Origin of the sequence: Butyrivibrio sp. VCD2006, assembly GCF_000423925.1 — a bacterium.
Taxonomy (GTDB): Bacteria; Bacillota; Clostridia; order Lachnospirales; family Lachnospiraceae; genus Butyrivibrio.
On record NZ_AUIX01000002.1, the window covers coordinates 180,244 to 200,017 of the forward strand.

Genomic DNA, 19,774 nt, shown 5'->3' on the forward strand with positions numbered 1-19,774 from the left:
GGCGCTATGAGGGGAGTATACGATTATACGATTTATAGGGCAATGCGTGTGGGCAGGCGACTGCTCGCATTCGCAATTGCGCTTTTTTTAATTGTAAGCTTCTCCGGTGATGCTATTGCCGCTGAGATAAAAGCAGATGCTGAAAATGCTATAAGGCTTACAGGTGGTACAGGAACCATCACTGTCACAGACAGCAGGGGCAGGAAGTCGCAGGTATCAACGAAGATGAGACTGGAAAACGGAAGCCTTGTCACAACCTCAGCAAAGAGCTCAGCTACCGTGAAGCTTGACAACACCAAGTACATAAAGCTTGATTCTCTTACAAAAGCAGAAGTCAGAAGAGCAGGTGACAAAACCGAGGTCCTTCTTAATGCAGGATCGCTTTTCTTTAATGTTACTTCCAGCCTTGAGGATTCCGAGATTTTCAACATTCGTACTTCCGGGATGGTAATGGCCGTACGGGGTACATGCGGTCAGGTGGAAATATTGGATCCAAGGCACACCAGAGTATCATTGCTTGAAGGAAGCCTTCACTGCAAGGTGACGAATCTTAAATCCGGAGACAGCAAAACGGTTATTCTTCTTGCCGGACAGGCAGCAGATTTTTATCTCACGAAAGATGGCTCTGATGACTGCAAGATCGTCACCGAGGATATAGGCACAGATTCTATAAAGGGCTTCATCTTGGAAGAACTTTTAAATGATAAAAATCTAGCAAATAAGGTATTTCAGCAGAGCGGTCTTGATTTCAGGAACCTTACAAGCAGTATGGTGGATTCAAGAATGAAGAAGGATCAGAACGTAGCAAAAAATACCAAGGATAAGGCAAAGAAGAATTCTAAAAAGGCTATCGAAATGGACTTTTTGGAGGAGCATAACGAGGGCAGGATTTTTTATACAACCGAAGGTCTCGTGAGTATAGTTCCTGAGAATGTTAGCGAAGAGCAGATTGCAGGGAATGGTAGTGCAGGTTCGAGTGATCAGAACAATTCCGAAGGCTCCGATAACAGAAGACCACATACGAGGATTAAGGAAATATCCGGACGAACTGTGCCCTTTAGCCCCGATTACGACAGGTACAACAGGAAAATTCCAAGTCCTACAGCTGTTGTGGTATTCAATGATTATTCGAATGGGCTTTAATGGCTATGAAAATGAAACTGCCGGGTATTTCGAAATACCCGGCAGCTCTGCGTCACGAAATGTTTTCTTATGAGGGAGATAAGAGAATTATTTTCTTTTATCTTATGTCTAGATAATAAAATATAAATCGTAAAGATTCGTGACCGTAATGTGTTTAATCTGTGAATTAATTTTGCTTTATTTGTGAAATGCACATAGCGAGGGGATTCTGATATTGAAACCCCTTTAGATGTTTGTTAAATTTATATTGAGGAAATGCTTGCATTTTCAAACCTTTTGAATGGTAATTGCATTCAGATAACGAGGGGAATATCATGAAATATGCTATTACAACATTTGCACTGATAGTCACTTTGCTTGGGGGCTTTATCTTCGGTGCTTATTACATGTACAGAAAGAATAATCCACTTCCTGCAGAGCCGGTTAATGAGGCGCCATCTGAGGAAGATGCGCTTGATAACTCGGCTTATTATGACGAAAACGGGAACTGGATTTTTAAATATGGTGAGAGTGAAAGTGGATATGGCGGAAGCGGTCCTTTGGTTTCAACAGGAAAAGAGGCTTCGGAGAATATCGACTATCGCATCACAGGTACAACCTTTGTCTATGAGGATGATGGTCTTTATTCCGGATTTCATGCAGTCGTTACTATTGAGAATATTGGTAAGAGCAACCTTTATCTTGGAGATGAGTCTGTTTTTGATATAGAGGATCGCAATCTTGAAGTGGTTGATTCTTATGATTATGTCAGGGCAGTTCCTGATGTTATTGCACCCGGAGAGAAGGGATATTTCTACGTTCCTTATGGACAGATAAAAACAAGAGAAGATAGCGTGACCATTGAAGAGGGAGACCTTTCAGGAGATACACCTGATCCTTCAGAGGCGAACAGTGCAGAAGGAAATGTGAATGGTCAGGATTTTAATGCCATAGACATAGATGAGCTTGAGAAGGCTCTTGAGGAAGAGGGACTTACATCTTCTTCAATAAAGGATTTAGAGCGGGTAGCAGTTAATCCGGAAAAGCTCATGGCAGCAGCGGATACAGCAAGTGGGACCACTGTTGGTGATAAAGAAGATACAAGTGGTGGAACACAGCTTTTACCTGATAATGAAAGTGGACAGAATGCGTCAGGCGACCTGGGAAGTACTGCAGATGCTGCGGCTGAGAAAACCGATGGAGCATCATCTGAGGAAGGTATGACCGCGGAGGCAGGAGCCTCTGCAACTGAAGGAGCATCGGCCGCTGATAGCGCGTCTACTTCTGATGAAGGAGCAGCAGGGGATAGTTCCTCAGCTGATGATGCATCGACGGAAGGGACTTCATCAGAGGATGGCACTGCTCCTGAAGATGCCGGTGAGGTTACATCCGGAGATGCTGCAGGAACAGGTCCTGCAATTTCATCTTCATTTGGCAGCACAACTGAGGAGGAGACACCGAAGGTAGAATATCCCGGACTTTCTCTCTACAGAGTTCATGAGTACTTTATAATGCCAAATCTTGATGTTCAAAAATGCGTAAATGATCCTCGCGCCGATTTTGACATCAGTAACATTATGTACGGCAGTAATACAAGCGGTTATTTCACACTCTCAGCTGACGTGACCAATTATTCGGACAGGAATGTGGATTATATTCCCGTAACAGTAGTGGCATTGGACCGCAGAGGAAATGCTATTGCTGTGGGTAAGGATTCCATCACTGACTTTTATTCCGGTGCTGTAAGGAGCTTCGGAGTCAGCTATATCCTTACGAGAGAGCAGCGCTCAAACATAGTACAGTGCGTAGTTTATGCAAGGGAAGCAGTTAATAAGGAATGATTAACGAGATATTAAATAATGAAGAGCTCATCAAAATGGTAATATCCGATTTGATGGGTGTTACAAAATATATGAACGTAGGCATATTGATCGCCCTGGCATACGGGGCGGTCTATTTGTTCTATGTGATTGGCTGTAAATTTCTAAAAAAGGACAGAAAGCTTTCGACAGGCCATGCTATAGCGGTTTTTGCCCTTCTAATCTATCTGACTTCAATTCTGTTTATTGTGTTTGTCAGTAGAGAACCGGGACAGTTTGAGGGAGTAAATCTCGAACTCTGGTCATCCTGGGGGAAAACAACTCTCTGGAGAGCCATGTTCATTGAAAATATAATCATGTTCATCCCTATGGGTATCCTTCTTCCAGGGGCTTTTAGGAAATTCAGAAATCCGCTGATATGTGTTATTACCTGCGTTGCGTTGTCCATCATCATTGAAACGGTGCAGTATATCTTCAAACTTGGTATATTCGAGCTCGATGATGTAGTAACCAACACGCTTGGCGGGGGTATAGGATGGCTGATTTGGGCTGTTTTGTGGCTTGTTTACCTTGGTATAGGTAAAATATTCAGTAATTCCCGCAAGGAGAAGGATAAGTGAAATTATTACAAAAACTTGACGTGGGCGTAAAAAAAGAGTAATATCTCGAACTATGGGGAGCATTATAGCTCCCTTTATGTTTATCTATAATGATAATGATGCTGCTTTTTGTTTTGAGACCAGGGAGTAATTATTTTTCTTATGAAAAGAACAGGTTACAGAAACAACTATAGAAACAATTACAGAACATATTATAGAAAGCCTTCAAAGCCGGTTAACAGAATCGCAGTTGCGACGTCCATTCTTCTTATGGCTGTCTTTTTTACCCAGGTTGGATTTAATTGTATAGATGGTAAGAGTGTAGTCGAGGCTAAAAAGGAAACAGTAGAGGTTGTTGCCGACAATGCAGAAGGCGCAGCTGATTTCGTTGGTTGGACGGCACAGGCTATAGGTGATTTTGAAGCTATGGAGAACGCGGCAGCTTCTGATGTCGATGAAACTGAAGAAGATGAGAAGGCTGCGGATGATATTAAGACTACAGATCTTCCTGAGTCTGAAATTGTCGTTCCGGAGTATAGTATCACTGTTTACGATGAGGAAAAGAGCTATTATTCCAATGACCGTGTCAACATAAGGACAGGCGCGGGAACGGAATTTGACAGACTTGCCACCATCAAAAGGGATACCAAAGTCACAGTTCTTGGGGAGACTGACAATGGCTGGTATCAGGTTATGTACAATGATGAAGTTGGCTACATAATGGGTGATTACATCCAGGAGACGGAACCCGGTATTGAATATATTTTTGCGGGTGATTCCCGTACGGTTCAGATGAGCCAGGCTGTAAATAAGTCAGACTATGCATGGATCGCCAAGGTTGGCGAAGGTTATTCCTTCTTTTCAAATGAAGCCGTACCTCAGATCGATGCAGAAGCAGGCGATGGAAGTGTTATTATTATCAACTATGGTGTTAATGACCTTTACAATGCTGAAAAATATATTAAACTTATAAATAAGAAGGTCGATTCATGGATAGCCGCAGGTGCTACTGTTTTCTATGCAGCGGTTACTCCGGTCAGCAGTTATCCCACGATAACCAATTCCGATATTGAGGCATTTAACAGTGAGATGAGAAGTGGACTTGATAGCAGAATCGGATGGCTTGACGGTTATTCATTTCTTACGAATGTTGGATTTTCCACAGGAGATGGCCTTCATTATAATAACGACACCTATAAGACGCTGTACACATATTATATGAATCAGGTGGCAGCGCAGAAGGAAGCATAATCAATGGTATCCATTAAGGATGTGGCAAAAGAAGCGGGAGTTGCCATCTCAACAGTTTCTAAGGTATTAAATCATTACCCTAACATAAGTGAACAAACACAGAAGAAGGTTATGGACGCAGTTGAAAAATTGAACTTTGTCCCTAATCAGGTTGCGGCTGCGCTGTCCTCTAAACGATCAGGTAGGATAGCGCTTCTTTTAAAGCTTAATATGAAAACACAGGCGATAGACGAGATTGATATGCAGTATATATCCGGAGCACTGGCCATGGCGCAGGAAAAAAAGCTGGATGTTATCACTGTGTTCTATTCCGTTATTGCTGAAATGAATTTACAGGAGATGATCAGATATTTTTCATCTCAGAGTATCAGCGGAATAGTAATCTTCGGAATGAATGATGACGACAAGGTACTTCACCAGCTCATCGAGTCACAGACCTTCAAAATTGTTGTGGTAGATGGCGCTGAGACAAATGAGAGCACCTCTGTTGTAGGCGTTGATCATTATCAGGCCCAGTACGATGTGGCTCAGAAGACTATGCGTGAAAATATGTGCAGGTCAATTCTTTATATAGCCGGTATGCGCAACAGCTATGTTACCCACGAAAAAATCAGGGCGATGGAAGATCTTGCGAAAAAGCATAATGTTAAGCTTCTTATAAGGAATGGCGATTTTTCAGAATTAAAGGCAAGGAACATTGCTTTGAGATATGCCAAAAATAAAGACATCGTAGTCTGCGGTTCGGATCTTATGGCAATCGGAGCCATGAAAGCTCTTATAGATATGGATATTTTCAGACCTGTCTGCGGATTCGACGGAATCATTCTTATGGGATATGTAGGCAAACAGATGAATACTGTTAAGCAGAACTTCTTCAAGGTTGCATCAGAGAGTGTTTGCGAACTGAACAGACTGCTTAATGGATCATCGGGAAGAAAAGTAAGACTCCCGTACACACTTGTAAGACTTAAATATGAGGATATAATCTGCTAAAAGTATTTCCCTTGCGGGTAGATGTAGATGAATCTGAAAGATGTATGTTTAAAGTCTTCCCCCTGTGGGCAGATGTCGATGAATCTAAAAGATGTATGTTTAAAGTCTTCCCCCTGTAGGCAGATGTCGATGAATCTGAAAGATGTATACTTAAAGTCTTCCCCCTGTAGGCAGATGTCGATGAATCTAAAAGATGTATACTTAAAGTCTTCCCCCTGCGGGGGAAGATGTCAGCGAAGCTGACAGATGAGGGGACACCTCATCCGCCGGTTTCACCGGCACCTTCCCCTCAAGGGGAAGGCTTTTTTTTTATAAAACTTTAATATTGCGGAAAACGTTTTCGTATGTTATGATATTTAAGAATTTGGTGAAAACGTTTTCTTTGTTTTTTGCAAATCATCATGCTTCACCAAACCAATTTATGACTTGTAAATAATAGGCAAGAAGATATTGTATTGCTTTTTAAAGGAAGGGAGATTATATGAGCCAGCACAGTAATTTACAGCAGGACGTACTTGTGACCAATATGGAGGAAGCACTTACAGGTATAGCAAATGAGAAGTTTGGCAAGAGCATCAAGGACTTAACAGACAAGGAGACATATGTAGTTCTTCTTGAGTATTCTAACCGTCTTATGAATCTTGCACCGATTACAGGGAAAGAGAAGAAAATCTACTACATCTCAATGGAGTTCCTTATTGGTAAGCTTCTTTCAAATAACCTTATCAACTTAAGAGTATATGACAGAGTAAATGAGATTCTTGAAAAGAATGGTAAGAGCCTTGCTGCTATCGAGGAATGTGAGCCAGAACCTTCACTTGGAAACGGCGGTCTTGGAAGACTTGCTGCATGTTTCCTTGATTCTATCGCAACACTTGGACTTGCAGGAGAAGGAATCGGCCTTAACTATCACTATGGACTTTTTAAGCAGGTGTTCAAGGATAATCTTCAGACAGCTGAAAAGGATGAATGGATCGAGAATGAGTCCTGGCTTGAGAAGACAGATACCACCTTCGAAGTATCCTTTGGTAAAAAGAAGGTTGTTTCAAGACTCTATAACATGAACGTTGTTGGGTACGATACAGGTGTAAACAAGCTCAGACTTTTTGATATTGAGACAATTGATGAGAGCCTTGTAAAGAAGGGCATCACTTTTGATAAGGAAAAGATAGAGAAAAACCTCACACTTTTCCTCTATCCTGATGACTCTGATGAGGCCGGTAACCTCCTCAGAATTTATCAGGAGTATTTCCTTGTAAGCAATGCGGCTCAGCTCATTTTAAGAGAACAGAAGGAGCACCAGTATGACCTTCGCGAGCTTAATAAGCATGCTGTAATTCAGATAAACGACACACATCCTACAATGATCATACCTGAGCTTATCAGAATTCTTGTTGAGGATAAGGCATTTTCAATGGATGATGCAATTGATGTTGTATCTAAGACCTGTGCATATACTAACCATACTATCCTTGCAGAGGCACTTGAGACATGGCCTCTTAAGTATATCGAGAAGGTAGTTCCTCAGCTTGTTCCTTACATCAAGGAGCTTGATAAGAGAATCCGTGCTAAGGTTAAAGATCCCGCAGTTCAGATCATTGATAAGGATAAGAAGGTGCACATGGCGTTTATCGACATCCATTACGGCTTCTCCGTAAACGGTGTTGCTGCCATCCACACAGAAATATTGAAAAATTCAGAGCTTAACGATTTTTACAAGCTTTATCCTGAAAAATTCAACAATAAGACAAATGGCATAACCTTCAGAAGATGGCTCATGTCCTGTAACCATCCTCTCACTGAGTTTATCTCCGAGAAGATTGGTGACGGATTTAAGAAGGATGCGGACAAGCTTGAGGATCTTCTTAAGTTTATCGATGATCAGGAGACACTTGACAGACTTGATGCCATCAAGCATCAGAAGAAGGAAGAGCTCGCCGCTTACCTTAAGAAGAAGGAAAACGTTGAGGTTGATCCTGATTCCATCTTTGACATTCAGGTTAAGAGACTTCATGAGTATAAGCGCCAGCAGATGAATGCACTTTATATCATTCATAAGTACCTTGAGATCAAGGGCGGCAAGAAGCCTTCTCGTCCTATCACATTTATTTTCGGTGCGAAGGCAGCTCCTGCATATGTTATAGCAAGAGATATCATCCACCTGCTTCTCTGCCTCCAGGAGATCGTTAACAATGATCCCGATGTATCTCCTTACATGAAGGTTGTTATGGTCGAGAACTACAACGTAAGCTATGCTGAAAAGCTTATCCCTGCATGTGACGTATCCGAGCAGATCTCACTTGCAAGTAAGGAAGCATCCGGAACAGGTAACATGAAGTTCATGCTTAACGGTGCTGTAACTCTGGGAACAGATGATGGTGCTAACGTGGAAATCCACAATCTTGTAGGCGATGACAACATCTACATCTTCGGTCTTAGCGCAGATGAAGTTATCAAGCATTATGAAAAAGCGGACTATGTTTCAAAGGATTACTACAAGAAGAGCAAGGTTATCAAGGAAGCCGTTGATTTCATTACTTCCAAGCAGTGTCTTGCAGTAGGTCACAAAGAGAACCTCAAACGCCTTCAGGATGAGCTACTTAAGAAGGACTGGTTCATGACACTCATCGATCTTGAGGATTATATCCGTGAAAAGGATCTCATTTTCGCAGATTATGAAAACCGCGACAAGTGGAAGAAGATGATGCTCACCAACATTGCAAAGGCTGGCTTCTTTTCATCAGACCGTACCATCGAAGAGTACAATCGCGATATCTGGAAGCTGTAATAAATAAAATATACGCGACCCGGATGGGTTGCATAGTCGTTTCACTCTCGTTGCTAACGCATAATCGATTGAAACGACTATGCAACTCACCCGGGTCTTTTTCTTTAATTTGAACGTATGCTAACAGAATAATTCTATTTTCCAAAATCAGCCCTGCCTAAAAAATTTAGTGTCCGGCCTTCTGGAAACATAATGTCTACAATAACCAGCCCTGATCAAACCATATAGGGATTTCGAGCGATTATGCGTAAGCAACGAGCGCGAAATCCCTATATAGTTTGCGATAGGGCGACCTATATACACAATGAAACAGGGCGTCATATATACATATTGAGGCGGGACGTCACCTTTGGTAAAATTGAAGTAACTAATATTTTTCAAATTAAAGGAGGGTTATAAAAGTCATGGCACGAAAAGTAGTTTTGGCAGGAGCTTGTAGAACAGCAATTGGTGTTATGGGGGGTGCCCTTAAGGACATTCCGGCTCCGGATCTTGGAACAATAGTTATTAAAGAAGCATTAAAGCGTTCAGGTGTTAAACCTGAGCAGGTTGATGAAGTATATATGGGCTGCGTTATCCAAGCCGGCACAGGGCAGAACGTTGCCCGCCAGGCAGCAGTTAATGCAGGAATTCCTGTTGAAGTTCCGGCTACAACAATTAATGTACTTTGTGGCTCAGGACTCCACTGTGTAAACCTTGCAGCAAAGCTTATCTCCATGGGAGATGCTGATATTATCGTAGCAGGTGGTACAGAGAGTATGTCTCGTGCTCCTTATGCACTTCAGAATGCAAGATTTGGTTATCGTATGAACAACGGTGAACTCATCGATACAATGATCAAGGACGCTCTTACAGATGCATTTGGAGGCTTCCACATGGGTATCACAGCTGAGAATATCTGTGAGCAGTGGGGACTTACAAGAGAAGAGCTTGATGAGTTTGCAGCAAACAGCCAGCAGAAGTGCGAGAAGGCTCAGGCTGAGGGCAAGTTCGACGAGGAAATCGTTCCCGTTCCTGTTAAGGTTAAGAAGGAAACAGTTATGTTTGCGAAGGACGAAGGCCCCAGAGCAGGCGTCACAAAGGAGAATATCTCCAAGCTTCGCCCTGCATTCAAGCCTGATGGAATGGTTACAGCAGCTAACTCCTCAGGTATCAACGACGGTGCAGCAGCTATCGTTGTTATGAGTGAAGAAAAGGCTAAGGAACTTGGAATTAAGCCTATGGCTACATGGATCGCAGGTGAGCTTGCAGGTGTTGAGCCTCGCATCATGGGTATCGGACCTGTAGCAGCAACTAAAAAGACAATGGCTAAGGCCGGCTATCAGATTTCCGATTTTGATCTTATTGAGGCTAATGAAGCTTTCGCAGCTCAGTCAGTTGCAGTAGGTAAGGATCTTGGCTTTGACCTTTCAAAGCTCAATGTAAATGGTGGTGCTATCGCACTTGGACACCCTGTAGGATGTTCCGGCTGCCGTATTCTTGTAACACTTCTCTATGAGATGCAAAGACGCGACGCTAAGAAGGGCCTTGCTACACTTTGCGTCGGCGGAGGAATGGGTGCCGCTGCCATCGTAGAACGCGACTAAGATTTTGAAATAAAACAGTAAGCTGACAACAATCTATGCCTTCTCTTATTAGGGGAGGCGTAGATGATAGCAGATTATGCCTTCTCCTTCTAGGAGAAGGTGTCAGCGAAGCTGACGGATGAGGTCATATGAACGTTAATCTTGGAAAGGGCTTCGGGCCCCTTGACTTTGATGAAAATGGCAAAATGTTTTCTATTTTTCCGGAGAATCTTCCCTATGTGGATGATGACTTCGACGGAGACAGTGCGGACTTCACGGTCTATGTGGATGCTGAGCTTGTGGAAGCTGTGTGCAATGCCGGACTTGACTTTGAAGAGTTTCTTCGCGCTGATGAAGAAGAACGTGCAGAGATGCTAAAAGAAGCCGGAGTGGATCCTGAAGACTACGAACTTGACTTTGACAGAGACGTTCGCGACAGGCTTGAGGCTGAGGGTTACTACGACATGGAATATGACGGCGACTTCGAAGAGGAAGAGGATGACGAGTACGACTTCGAAGAAGACGATGATTATGACGAAGACGATGAAGAAGATGGCGATGAATACGAGGAGGAAGAGGGAGACGATTTCTTTGATGATCCAAGATATGCTGACGGCAAATTTGCGGATGATGAAGATTACGATGATGAAGACTACGAAGATGAAGATGATGACGATGACGAATATTATGATGGAAATGACCCCAAAAACGGGCGTGGAGGCGGAGATCCATTCTTTGGAAACATGTGATAAAACCTGCGGCTTTAGAAAAATTTCGAAAAATTTTATTTTTTCTCTTGCACATATTGTTAGCCTATGCTAATATAACTGTGTTAGCAAAAGCTAACCAATCAAAATAGTAAATACAGCCAATATTTACTGGATGGGTTAAGCAGGACTAACACATATGACATACATAGTCATAAGAAATCTCCTACCTGAAAAACCCGCGTCTTGCCAACGCGGGTTTTATTTCGTAGAGTGCCTAATTATTTTTTGTAGAGCACATGATTATTTTATTTAAGTTCATATGCCTTCATGAAGCTTCGAACTGCAAATTCAAGCTCAGGCATTAGTTCTTCAAGAGGCATGGGCTGTCCGTGAACGATTGAGCTGTAACCGGCAGAGCTGATCATTTCTACCAAAAGGAACATCATAAGCTCGGGATTACGATATTTAACTTCCGATTCCTCAAACATCGCTGTGATGATCTGAAGAAAATCCGTTTCGGCATCATCAGGGTCAGTGGCCATGGCTTCTTTGAAAAGAGCCCAGCTCAGATCCTTATAAATGAAGGAGAGGAGCATCGGATTATTGGAAAGCTCCTTTAGAATATGTTTCATCATGAAGATTATCTTATCTTCAATCGAATGAAGATCTTCTTTTAATAGCTCTTCATATGCAACAGTAAACAACTGATTAGACTTTCGGGCAATCAAACGATTCCTTATATCATATTTATCTTTGAAATATAGATAAAAGGTTCCCTTGGCAACTCCTGCCTTCTTTACTATGTCGGAGATAGAAGTCTGATTGATTCCCTGTGAAGTAAACAGCTCAAAGGAGGTGTTTAAGAGAGAATCCCGTTTCATTTTTTTATTAGCATCCCATTTTCCCATAACTTAATCCTATCACAATTACAGTTGAAAGGCTTGAAAAAATCTAGCTTCAAGTCTGGTTTATAAAATTTTCATTATTTTTCTTTCTTTAAAACTTGACCATCGGTCATTTTTGGAGTATAACATAAAATGTAAAAAATGACTAGTAGTCATAAAATAATTTTTGCGAGGAAAAAGTTATGAAATTATTGTCAAAGGCAATAGTAAAATCAAGGTTTTTCATACTGATTGCCAGCATCGCACTAATGATTCCGTGCGTTGCGGGAATGGCAGCGACGAGAGTTAATTATGATATTCTCTCATATCTGCCTGGTGAGATTGAGACCATGAAGGGGCAGGATATCCTCATGGATCAGTTCGGAACCGGAGCGTATTCGCTTTTTGTGGTTGAAGGTATGGCTGATAAGGACATATCATCTCTGAAGTCACAAATTGAGACGGTTGAACATGTAAAAAAGGTCATATGGTATGACACTTTTATGGATTACACGATCCCGAAGGAGATGCTTCCGGATGAGGTCACGGAGGCCTTGGGTACAGGAGATGCCCAGCTGATGTTTATCATATTTGATGACACCACCTCGGGCGACGGCACAATGGAGGCCATAACCAATATTAGAAAGATTGCTAATGAAAAGTGCTTCCTTTCAGGAATGGCAGCAATCGTTCTGGATACCAAGAATCTTACGGAAAAAGAAACACCTGTATATGTAGGAATGGCAGTGCTTTTAGCAGTGATAATTCTTTCGCTGACAATGGATTCCTACCTGATTCCTTTCTTCTTCCTTATGAGCATAGGAATTGCGATAATGTTTAATATGGGAACGAATATCTTCCTTGGACAGATTTCCTTCCTGACAAAATCGCTTAGCGCAGTTCTTCAGCTCGGTGTCACACTGGATTATTCAATTTTCCTGTGGCATAGCTACCAGGAGGAGCTTGAGAAGGGAGAAAATAGTAAAAAGGAAGCTATGGCAAATGCCATCAGTGCAACCTTCCAGTCAGTACTTGGTTCTTCCATTACAACAATAGCCGGATTCGTAGCTCTGTGTTTCATGAGCTTCACAATCGGACTTGACCTTGGAATAGTCATGGCGAAGGGAGTTATCTTCGGAGTTATCGCTTGCGTAACAGTTCTTCCCGCCATGATACTCATATTTGATAAGATAATTGAAAAGACGAAGCATAAGCCTATTGTTCAGGAATTTGTAAAAACTCCCAGATGGATTTCAAAACACGCCATCTTATTCGGATGCATTTTCCTTTGTCTGCTTCCTCCTGCAATTTATGGATACAAACATGCAGCAGTTTACTACGATCTGTCAGAGACACTGCCTGATAATCTTTCAAGCAGACAGGCAATGATAGAGCTTGATAAGCATTTTGAAACTAATACAACATATATGATCCTTGCTGATGCGAACCTTGATTCAGCAACTATGCAGGGCATGGTAAAAGAACTTAAAAATGTCAAAGGTGTTGACGGAGTGCTGGGACTTGAGGCACTTTTAGGACCAAGTCTTCCGAAGGATATGATTCCTGCAAAGCTTAGAGATGAGCTTTCCAGCGACGATTACCAGATGCTCATGGTAACAAGCCAGTATAAGACAGCATCGGATGAGGTTAACGCTCAGATAGATTCAATAAATGAGATTGTTAAGAGATATAGTCCCACAGCAATGGTTGTAGGTGAGGCACCCTGTACTAAGGATTTGATTACAATTACCGATAAAGATTTTAAGACAGTCAGTGTGGTTTCTATCGGCTGTGTATTTCTTATCATTGCATTTGTAATGAAGTCTATATCACTTCCGTTTATATTGGTTGCGGTTATAGAGTTTGCGATTTTCATTAACATGGGAATCCCCGGTTTTACCGGAACAGTAATACCGTTCATATCATCAGTTGTTATCGGAACGATTCAGCTTGGTGCAACTGTTGATTATGCGATCCTTATGACAACACGTTATTGTAAGGAGAGAAAAGAAGGCCAGAGCAAAAAACAGGCTACAAGAATTGCACTTTCGACCAGCATGAAATCGGTAATCGTAAGTGCGCTCAGCTTCTTTGCCGCAACCTTCGGTGTTGGACTTGTATCCAGCGTAGACATGATCGGATCCCTCTGCTTCCTTATGGCAAGAGGCGCATTGATCAGTATGGCAGTAGTTATCCTGGTGCTTCCTTCAATGTATATGATCTTTGATGGACTTATCATCAGAACCACTTATGGCATGAGAGATTGTATCAGAATGGATAAGGATAGAAAAAAAAACGGCAGCAATAAAAATGATAACATCACACCTATAAGACAAGCAGGTTGATTTATTTAATAGAATGCGTCTTATGGATGCGCAATAGAAGGAAATAGGAAAAGAGGAAACGTTATGTATAAGAAGAACTTACTTAAAGCTACATCAGTTTTAACTGCATTCGCGCTTGCATGTTCCACAATGGCCGGATGCGGAATTGGTAAGAAGACAGAAGATACAATACAGGTTCAGGATGTTACAGAGGAAAGCCCTGAGGCAGAAGAGCTTGTTGAGACCATGACAAAGACTGCTTTCACAGGAAGCAAGGAGAATGCTGAGAGCGGAAAAGAAGAGACGGTTTACGTTATGACAGATGCTAACGGTACGGTCGATGAAGTTGTGGTAAGCAACTGGTTAAAGAACGCTAACGGCGACAAAGCTCTTAAGGATACAACAAACCTTAAGGATATCGTTAATGTGAAGGGCGAAGAATCTTTCAAAGACAACGGCGATGGAACAGTTACCTGGGATGCAGAAGGATCAGATATCTACTATCAGGGAACACCTACTGAGGAAGTTCCTGTAGGAGTCAAGGTTACCTATGAGCTTGATGGTCAGCAGATGAAGGCTGAGGATATCGCAGGTAAGAGCGGAAGTGTAAAGATTCGTTTTGATTACACAAACTCACTTACAAAAGAGGTTGAGATCGACGGTGAGAAGGAGAATATAGATGTTCCTTTCACAATGATCTCAGGGACAATGCTTGATAATGAAAAGTTTGCAAACGTTAAGGTTTCAAACGGTAAGGTTATTTCAGATGCAAATAACTACGTTGTTGTGGGCGTTGCAATGCCCGGTTTAAAAGAGTCTCTTAAGCTTGATGATGAGAAGCTTGCTGAGAACGATATTGATACAGAAGATGTTGATATTCCGGATTACGTGGAAATCACAGCAGATGTTCAGGATTTTGAGCTTCCCATGACCGTATCAATGGCAAGTGCAAATGTTGTATCAGATCTTGGACTTGATAAGATCTACAACTCAGATAAGATCGATGATCTCAACGGCGATATGGATAAGCTTTCAGATGCTTCCACAGAACTTCGTGATGGTTCAGGCGAGCTCGCTGACGGTACAGAGAAGTTTGCTGATGGTACTTCTGAGCTTTATGATGGTACTGTTGAACTTAAGGATGGTACAGGTGAACTTAAGGACGGTGTCAGTGAGCTTAAGAATGGTGCCGGTGAACTCAAGAACGGCGCAGGCGAGCTTAAAGATGGCGCAGGCGAGCTCAAAGATGGTGCAGGCAAGCTTAATGATGGTACCAAAGATCTTAAGAGTGGTACAGGTGAGCTTAAGAGTGGTGCAGAGCAGCTGGCAACAGGAACCAAGAAGCTTGCAACAGGAGCTTCCAAGCTCAGTTCAGGTATCGGAACTTATACAGAGGCTGTAGGACAGATAGCAACCGGAGCTAAGAGTGTTGATGATGGAGTTGGAACTCTTCAGACAGGAGCAACTACTCTTGCAGGCGGTATTACATCCGCTAAGGATGGAGCAAAGAGCGTGTCTGACGGAGCAGCTCAGCTCAGCGCAGGAATCACTACTGCTGCAACTACAGTAAAACAGCAGATGGAAGCAGTAACCTCTGCAGCAAATACTTTTTATAATGAATACCGCGCAGTTATTGATTATGCATTAGGTAATAGCGGAGCAGCACAGCCGGCTGCACGTAATGCCGCAGGACCTTCTGCAAATAATGCCTCACTCAGTGCTCTTCTTGCAGAGGCAACTGAAAAGCTTGCAGGACTTGTAGCTATCGATGCAGGAAATGGTTACGATGTTTTGACTGTTGAGAAGCCGGTTGTCGTTGAGGTAGAGAAGGACAGTTCATCCAAAGAATCAGATGCTTCAGATAATAGTGAAGAGAACGTACAGCCTGAGAACAATGAACAGCAGGAACAGGCTGAGAATACACAGGATAATAATTCCGAAGACAACACTCAGGAAGACAATAATACACAGGATAATAATAGTGAACAGGATAATAATAGTGAACAGGATAATAACAGTGCTCCTGCACAGGAAAATGCTGTAACTCCCGATAATAGTGATGCTCAGACAGAAAGCACTCCTGATACTGCAAGCGATAATACAGCTGCAGATGAAGCTGCAGCTGATACTACAACTGATACTGCAGAGCAGACTGAGGAAACTGTTGCTCCTGAAGCTACAAGCGAAGAACAGTCAGAAGAAGCTCCCGCAGAGTCAGAAGAGGCTCCTGTAACTGTTGATGAAGCAGTGACACTTGGAGCAGAGTCTGTTGATGGAAATATTGATGAGTATTCCACTGAAGAAGATTGGGCATACATTCAGGCAAATACAGGCATCTCACATGCAGAGTGGACAGCAATGTACCAGGCAGTTGTTAATTCAATGCAGAACCAGCCGACAGAGAGCAGCCTTTTAGAGCAGTGCAAAAATATTCAGGCAGCAATGACTGCAGGTGATCCTTATTATACAGCAGCTCAGACTGCAGCCGCAGCAGCAAAAGAGGCTGAGGGTAAGGCTAAGGCAGCTAAAGAAGAAGCTGAAGCAGCTGTGGCAGCAGGAGATCTCGCAACTGCTCAGGCTAAGGGAGCTGAGGCAGAGGGCTACGCACAGACAGCTCAGGCTAAGGCAGCAGAGGCTCAAGCTGCAGCTGATGTGGCAACTCAGTACTATTCAGCAGCTGTAGAAGGTGTTGCGGACGCACTCACTCAGACTAAGGATGCAACCCAGTATGCTACCACAATTGCTTTGACATATAAGACACTTGCAACATCAGCAAGTACTCTGAGTGCACTTTACAACGGCACAGGCCAGGGTGGACTTAAGGATATCCAGACCGGTGCTTCACAGCTTGCAGTTGGTGCTAACAGCCTTTACACCGGAATGCAGAAGCTTGATGAAGGTGGTTCATCACTTACAACAGGTATCGGTAGTCTTAAGGAAGGTACTAATAAGCTTTACACCGGTGCAAACCAGCTTAACTCCAACAGCAAAACTTTAAACGATGGTGGCAAGGACCTTGCAAAGGGAGCAGGCGAGCTTAAGACAGGTACATCTAAACTTGCCGATGGAACAAAGACACTTGATGAGGGTGCTGGTAAGCTTGCTGATGGTGTGAACCAGCTCTATGAAGGCACAGGTAAGCTTTATGATGGAACAGGTAAGCTCTATGACGGAACAGGCGAGCTCTATGACGGAACAGGTAAGCTCTATGATGGAGCAGTTGAGCTTGATAACGGTGTAGGCAAGCTTAAGGATGGCGCAGGCGAACTTAAGGACGGCGCAGTAGAGCTTAATGACGGCGCAAGAAAGCTTGCAGACGGCATGGTAGAGTTCGATGAGGATGGAATCCAGAAGCTTACAAGCACAGTTGATGAGGATCTTCTTTCAGTAACAGACAGACTTAAGGCTGTAGATGAGGCTTCTCAGAGCTACACATCATTCTCAGGTGCTAACGATGACGAGCCCAGCTCAGTACAGTTCATTATCAGAACAGCTCCTGTTAAATCCGATAAGGATTGAGCAAAATAACATAATAGCATTATTTGAGCAGTATACATTCATTTGTGAAGAGTATACTGCTCTTTTTATTTGTATAATCTTGTATAATTAAAAGCTCGTTTTTTAAGAAGGTGATTCTATGAGTGGTAAAATAAGACGCGCTTTATGCATGGTAGTTGTAGCTTTTTCAGTGCTTCTGTTATGCACAGCTGTTTTTAGTCAGTATTTTTTCAAAAGCGCCGGTAAGGAGATATTAACAATGGAACAGGAGAAAACTTTTCAGGAAAATCCGATAATAAAATCTATCTATACAGCCGACCCTGCACCGATGGTTTATGGGGATACGCTTTACCTCTACACAACTCATGATGAGGATGAACTAATAAATGACTTCTACACCATGAAGGATTGGAGATGCTTTTCAACAAAGGATATGGTGAACTGGGAGGATCATGGCGCTATATTCTCGCTTGATGATATCAGCTGGGCTGATGACAGAGCCTGGGCACCTCAGGCTGTAGAGAGGAACGGCAAGTTCTATCTTTATTGTCCCGTGCACAAAAGAAATGGCGGTATGGCAATAGCTGTGGGTATTTCAGACAGTCCCACAGGACCCTTCAAGGATCTTGGACATCCGCTTGTTGACGAGGGCGACTGGAATGATATAGATCCTACGGTTTTCATTGACGATGATGGACAGGCGTATCTGTACTTCGGGAATCCGGAGCTGAGATATGTGCTCCTTAATGAGGATATGATAACCTACGACAAGGAAGTGGGAGTTGTGAAGATTCCCATGACTGAGGAAGCCTTTGCAAAGGGAAGCCACGACACAGGCACTTCCTATGGTGAGGGCCCCTGGTTTTATAAAAAGGACGGCCTTTACTACATGGTATATGCGGCCTTCGGAGTAGGAAAACAGAATGAGCATCTGGCTTACTCCACCTCAGTTTCGCCTACAGGTCCCTGGAAATATGGCGGAGTTCTTATGACAGAGGACGGCGGAGTGTTTACGAATCACCCCGGAATAGCCGATTTTAAAGGCCATTCATATCTCTTCTATCACACGGGAGATCTGCCGGGCGGAAGCCTCTTCCACAGAAGCGTTTGCGTGGCAGAGTTTAAATACAATGAGGATGGAACCATAGATACTATTGAGAAGTGTAATGGGGTCGATAGAGTTAAGTCGTTTACTATACAATAATAGCCGGAGTTTAAGACCCTCATCCGGCACTCCGTGCCACCTTCCCCCCAAAGGGGGAAGGCTAATGATTTGCTTAAAAAATACTTAATTACTGGACAGAATGTCGGTTGTTTTAGGATAGCCTGCCTTACTCACATGCATCTATGGCCAGCTTTATAGCACCCATGATTCCCTGATTGTCATTTAAACTTGCAGGAACGATATAATTATCAAGGTCATCCATTTCTTTTGTCAGGATATATCCGTTTACAAGCTCCTTGAACTTTTTTCTGACAAGCGAGAAAAGCTGTTCCTGATGCATTACACCGCCTCCAAGAATAATTTTCTTGGGACTGAGGATAAGGGCATAACTCATAAGGGCAGTTGCGATATATTCACTTTCAATTTCCCATACTTCGGGCTTGTCTGCGAGTTCTACTGCCGGTTTTCCCCAGCGTGCCTGTATTGAGGGACCTGCTGCGAGGCCTTCAAAGCAATTGTCATGGAAAGGGCATACACTTTTTCCGGGATCATTTTTTGCAAAAGGAAGACGTATGTGCCCGACTTCAGGATGAAGCATTCCATGGAGCAGTTTTCCGTTGGATATTACTCCGCCGCCAACACCGGTTCCGATGGTGAGGTAGATTGCGTCTGAGAGTCCCTTGGCACATCCCCAGGTAACCTCGCCGAGGAGTGAGCCGTTTACATCAGTATCAAAGCCTACAGGGATACCAAGGGCTTCCTTTGCGGCATTTACGATGTTATAGCCTGACCAACCTTTCTTCGGAGTGGAAGTGATACTTCCGTAGGTGGGTGACTCCTTAATTAAATCGATAGGACCAAAGCATGCAATTCCGAGGGCCTTGATATCTTTTCCCTTAAAATACTCAAAAATCTGAGGCATTGTAGTCTCGGGTATTTCTGTGGGGAACTTCACCTGTTCCAAAATCTCCCCGTTTTCATTGCCAATAGCGCAGACCATTTTTGTTCCGCCTGCTTCAAGTGCACCAAATAACATAGTAACCTCCTCGATAGTA

At 43.0% G+C, this 19,774-nt stretch carries 13 protein-coding genes; 11 read left to right on the top strand and 2 right to left on the bottom strand.

The window, feature by feature from the left end; genetic code table 11:
• Positions 1-6: 6 nt before the first annotated feature.
• The 8 genes from G586_RS0102295 to G586_RS24530 all read left to right on the top strand — a co-directional run bounded on the left by G586_RS0102295 (position 7) and on the right by G586_RS24530 (position 10,887).
• Positions 7-1,143 carry a FecR family protein gene (locus G586_RS0102295; protein ID WP_026526393.1) on the top strand — a complete coding sequence of 379 codons (1,137 nt, stop codon included), beginning with the start codon at positions 7-9 and terminating at the stop codon, positions 1,141-1,143.
• Between the two features lie 314 nt (positions 1,144-1,457).
• Entirely contained in the window at positions 1,458-2,963 is a 1,506-nt protein-coding gene (locus G586_RS0102300; RefSeq protein ID WP_026526394.1) for an FxLYD domain-containing protein, read from the top strand.
• Positions 2,960-3,562, top strand: coding sequence for a VanZ family protein (locus tag G586_RS24525; RefSeq protein ID WP_051204424.1), 603 nt, complete (start codon positions 2,960-2,962; stop codon positions 3,560-3,562). Before G586_RS0102300 ends, G586_RS24525 begins: the two co-directional genes overlap by 4 nt.
• Positions 3,563-3,703: 141 nt before the next feature.
• On the top strand, positions 3,704-4,792 hold the full coding sequence (locus tag G586_RS0102310; RefSeq protein WP_026526395.1) for an SH3 domain-containing protein: 1,089 nt from the start codon (positions 3,704-3,706) through the stop codon (positions 4,790-4,792).
• A 3-nt stretch (positions 4,793-4,795) separates the two neighbouring features.
• Positions 4,796-5,785, top strand: coding sequence for a LacI family DNA-binding transcriptional regulator (locus G586_RS0102315; protein ID WP_026526396.1), 990 nt, complete (start codon positions 4,796-4,798; stop codon positions 5,783-5,785).
• Positions 5,786-6,266: 481 nt separating this feature from the next.
• On the top strand, positions 6,267-8,573 hold the full coding sequence (locus tag G586_RS0102320) for a glycogen/starch/alpha-glucan phosphorylase (protein ID WP_081674126.1): 2,307 nt from the start codon (positions 6,267-6,269) through the stop codon (positions 8,571-8,573).
• Between the two features lie 404 nt (positions 8,574-8,977).
• A complete protein-coding gene (locus G586_RS0102325) occupies positions 8,978-10,159 on the top strand; it encodes an acetyl-CoA C-acetyltransferase (RefSeq protein WP_026526398.1) in 1,182 nt (393 codons plus the stop codon).
• 128 nt (positions 10,160-10,287) lie between these two features.
• Entirely contained in the window at positions 10,288-10,887 is a 600-nt protein-coding gene (locus G586_RS24530; protein ID WP_051204428.1) for a hypothetical protein, read from the top strand.
• Between the two features lie 266 nt (positions 10,888-11,153).
• Here the strand turns inward: G586_RS24530 and G586_RS0102335 are convergent, their stop codons facing one another.
• On the bottom strand, positions 11,154-11,756 hold the full coding sequence (locus G586_RS0102335; RefSeq protein WP_026526399.1) for a TetR/AcrR family transcriptional regulator: 603 nt from the start codon (positions 11,754-11,756) through the stop codon (positions 11,154-11,156).
• Between the two features lie 179 nt (positions 11,757-11,935).
• Here G586_RS0102335 and G586_RS21500 point away from each other — a divergent pair, with 179 nt between their 5' ends.
• The 3 genes from G586_RS21500 (at position 11,936) to G586_RS21510 (ending at position 18,758) form a co-directional block, all read left to right on the top strand.
• Entirely contained in the window at positions 11,936-14,077 is a 2,142-nt protein-coding gene (locus G586_RS21500) for an efflux RND transporter permease subunit (protein ID WP_051204430.1), read from the top strand.
• 63 nt (positions 14,078-14,140) lie between these two features.
• A complete protein-coding gene (locus G586_RS24535; protein WP_051204432.1) occupies positions 14,141-17,575 on the top strand; it encodes a hypothetical protein in 3,435 nt (1,144 codons plus the stop codon).
• Positions 17,576-17,693: 118 nt separating this feature from the next.
• The gene (locus G586_RS21510) at positions 17,694-18,758 is read left to right on the top strand and encodes a glycoside hydrolase family 43 protein (protein ID WP_051204434.1); all 1,065 of its coding nucleotides are present in this window, start codon (positions 17,694-17,696) and stop codon (positions 18,756-18,758) included.
• Positions 18,759-18,885: 127 nt separating this feature from the next.
• Here the strand turns inward: G586_RS21510 and G586_RS0102355 are convergent, their stop codons facing one another.
• Positions 18,886-19,755, bottom strand: a complete 870-nt coding sequence (locus G586_RS0102355; RefSeq protein ID WP_026526400.1) for an ROK family protein — start codon at positions 19,753-19,755, stop codon at positions 18,886-18,888.
• Between the last annotated feature and the right edge of the window lie 19 nt (positions 19,756-19,774).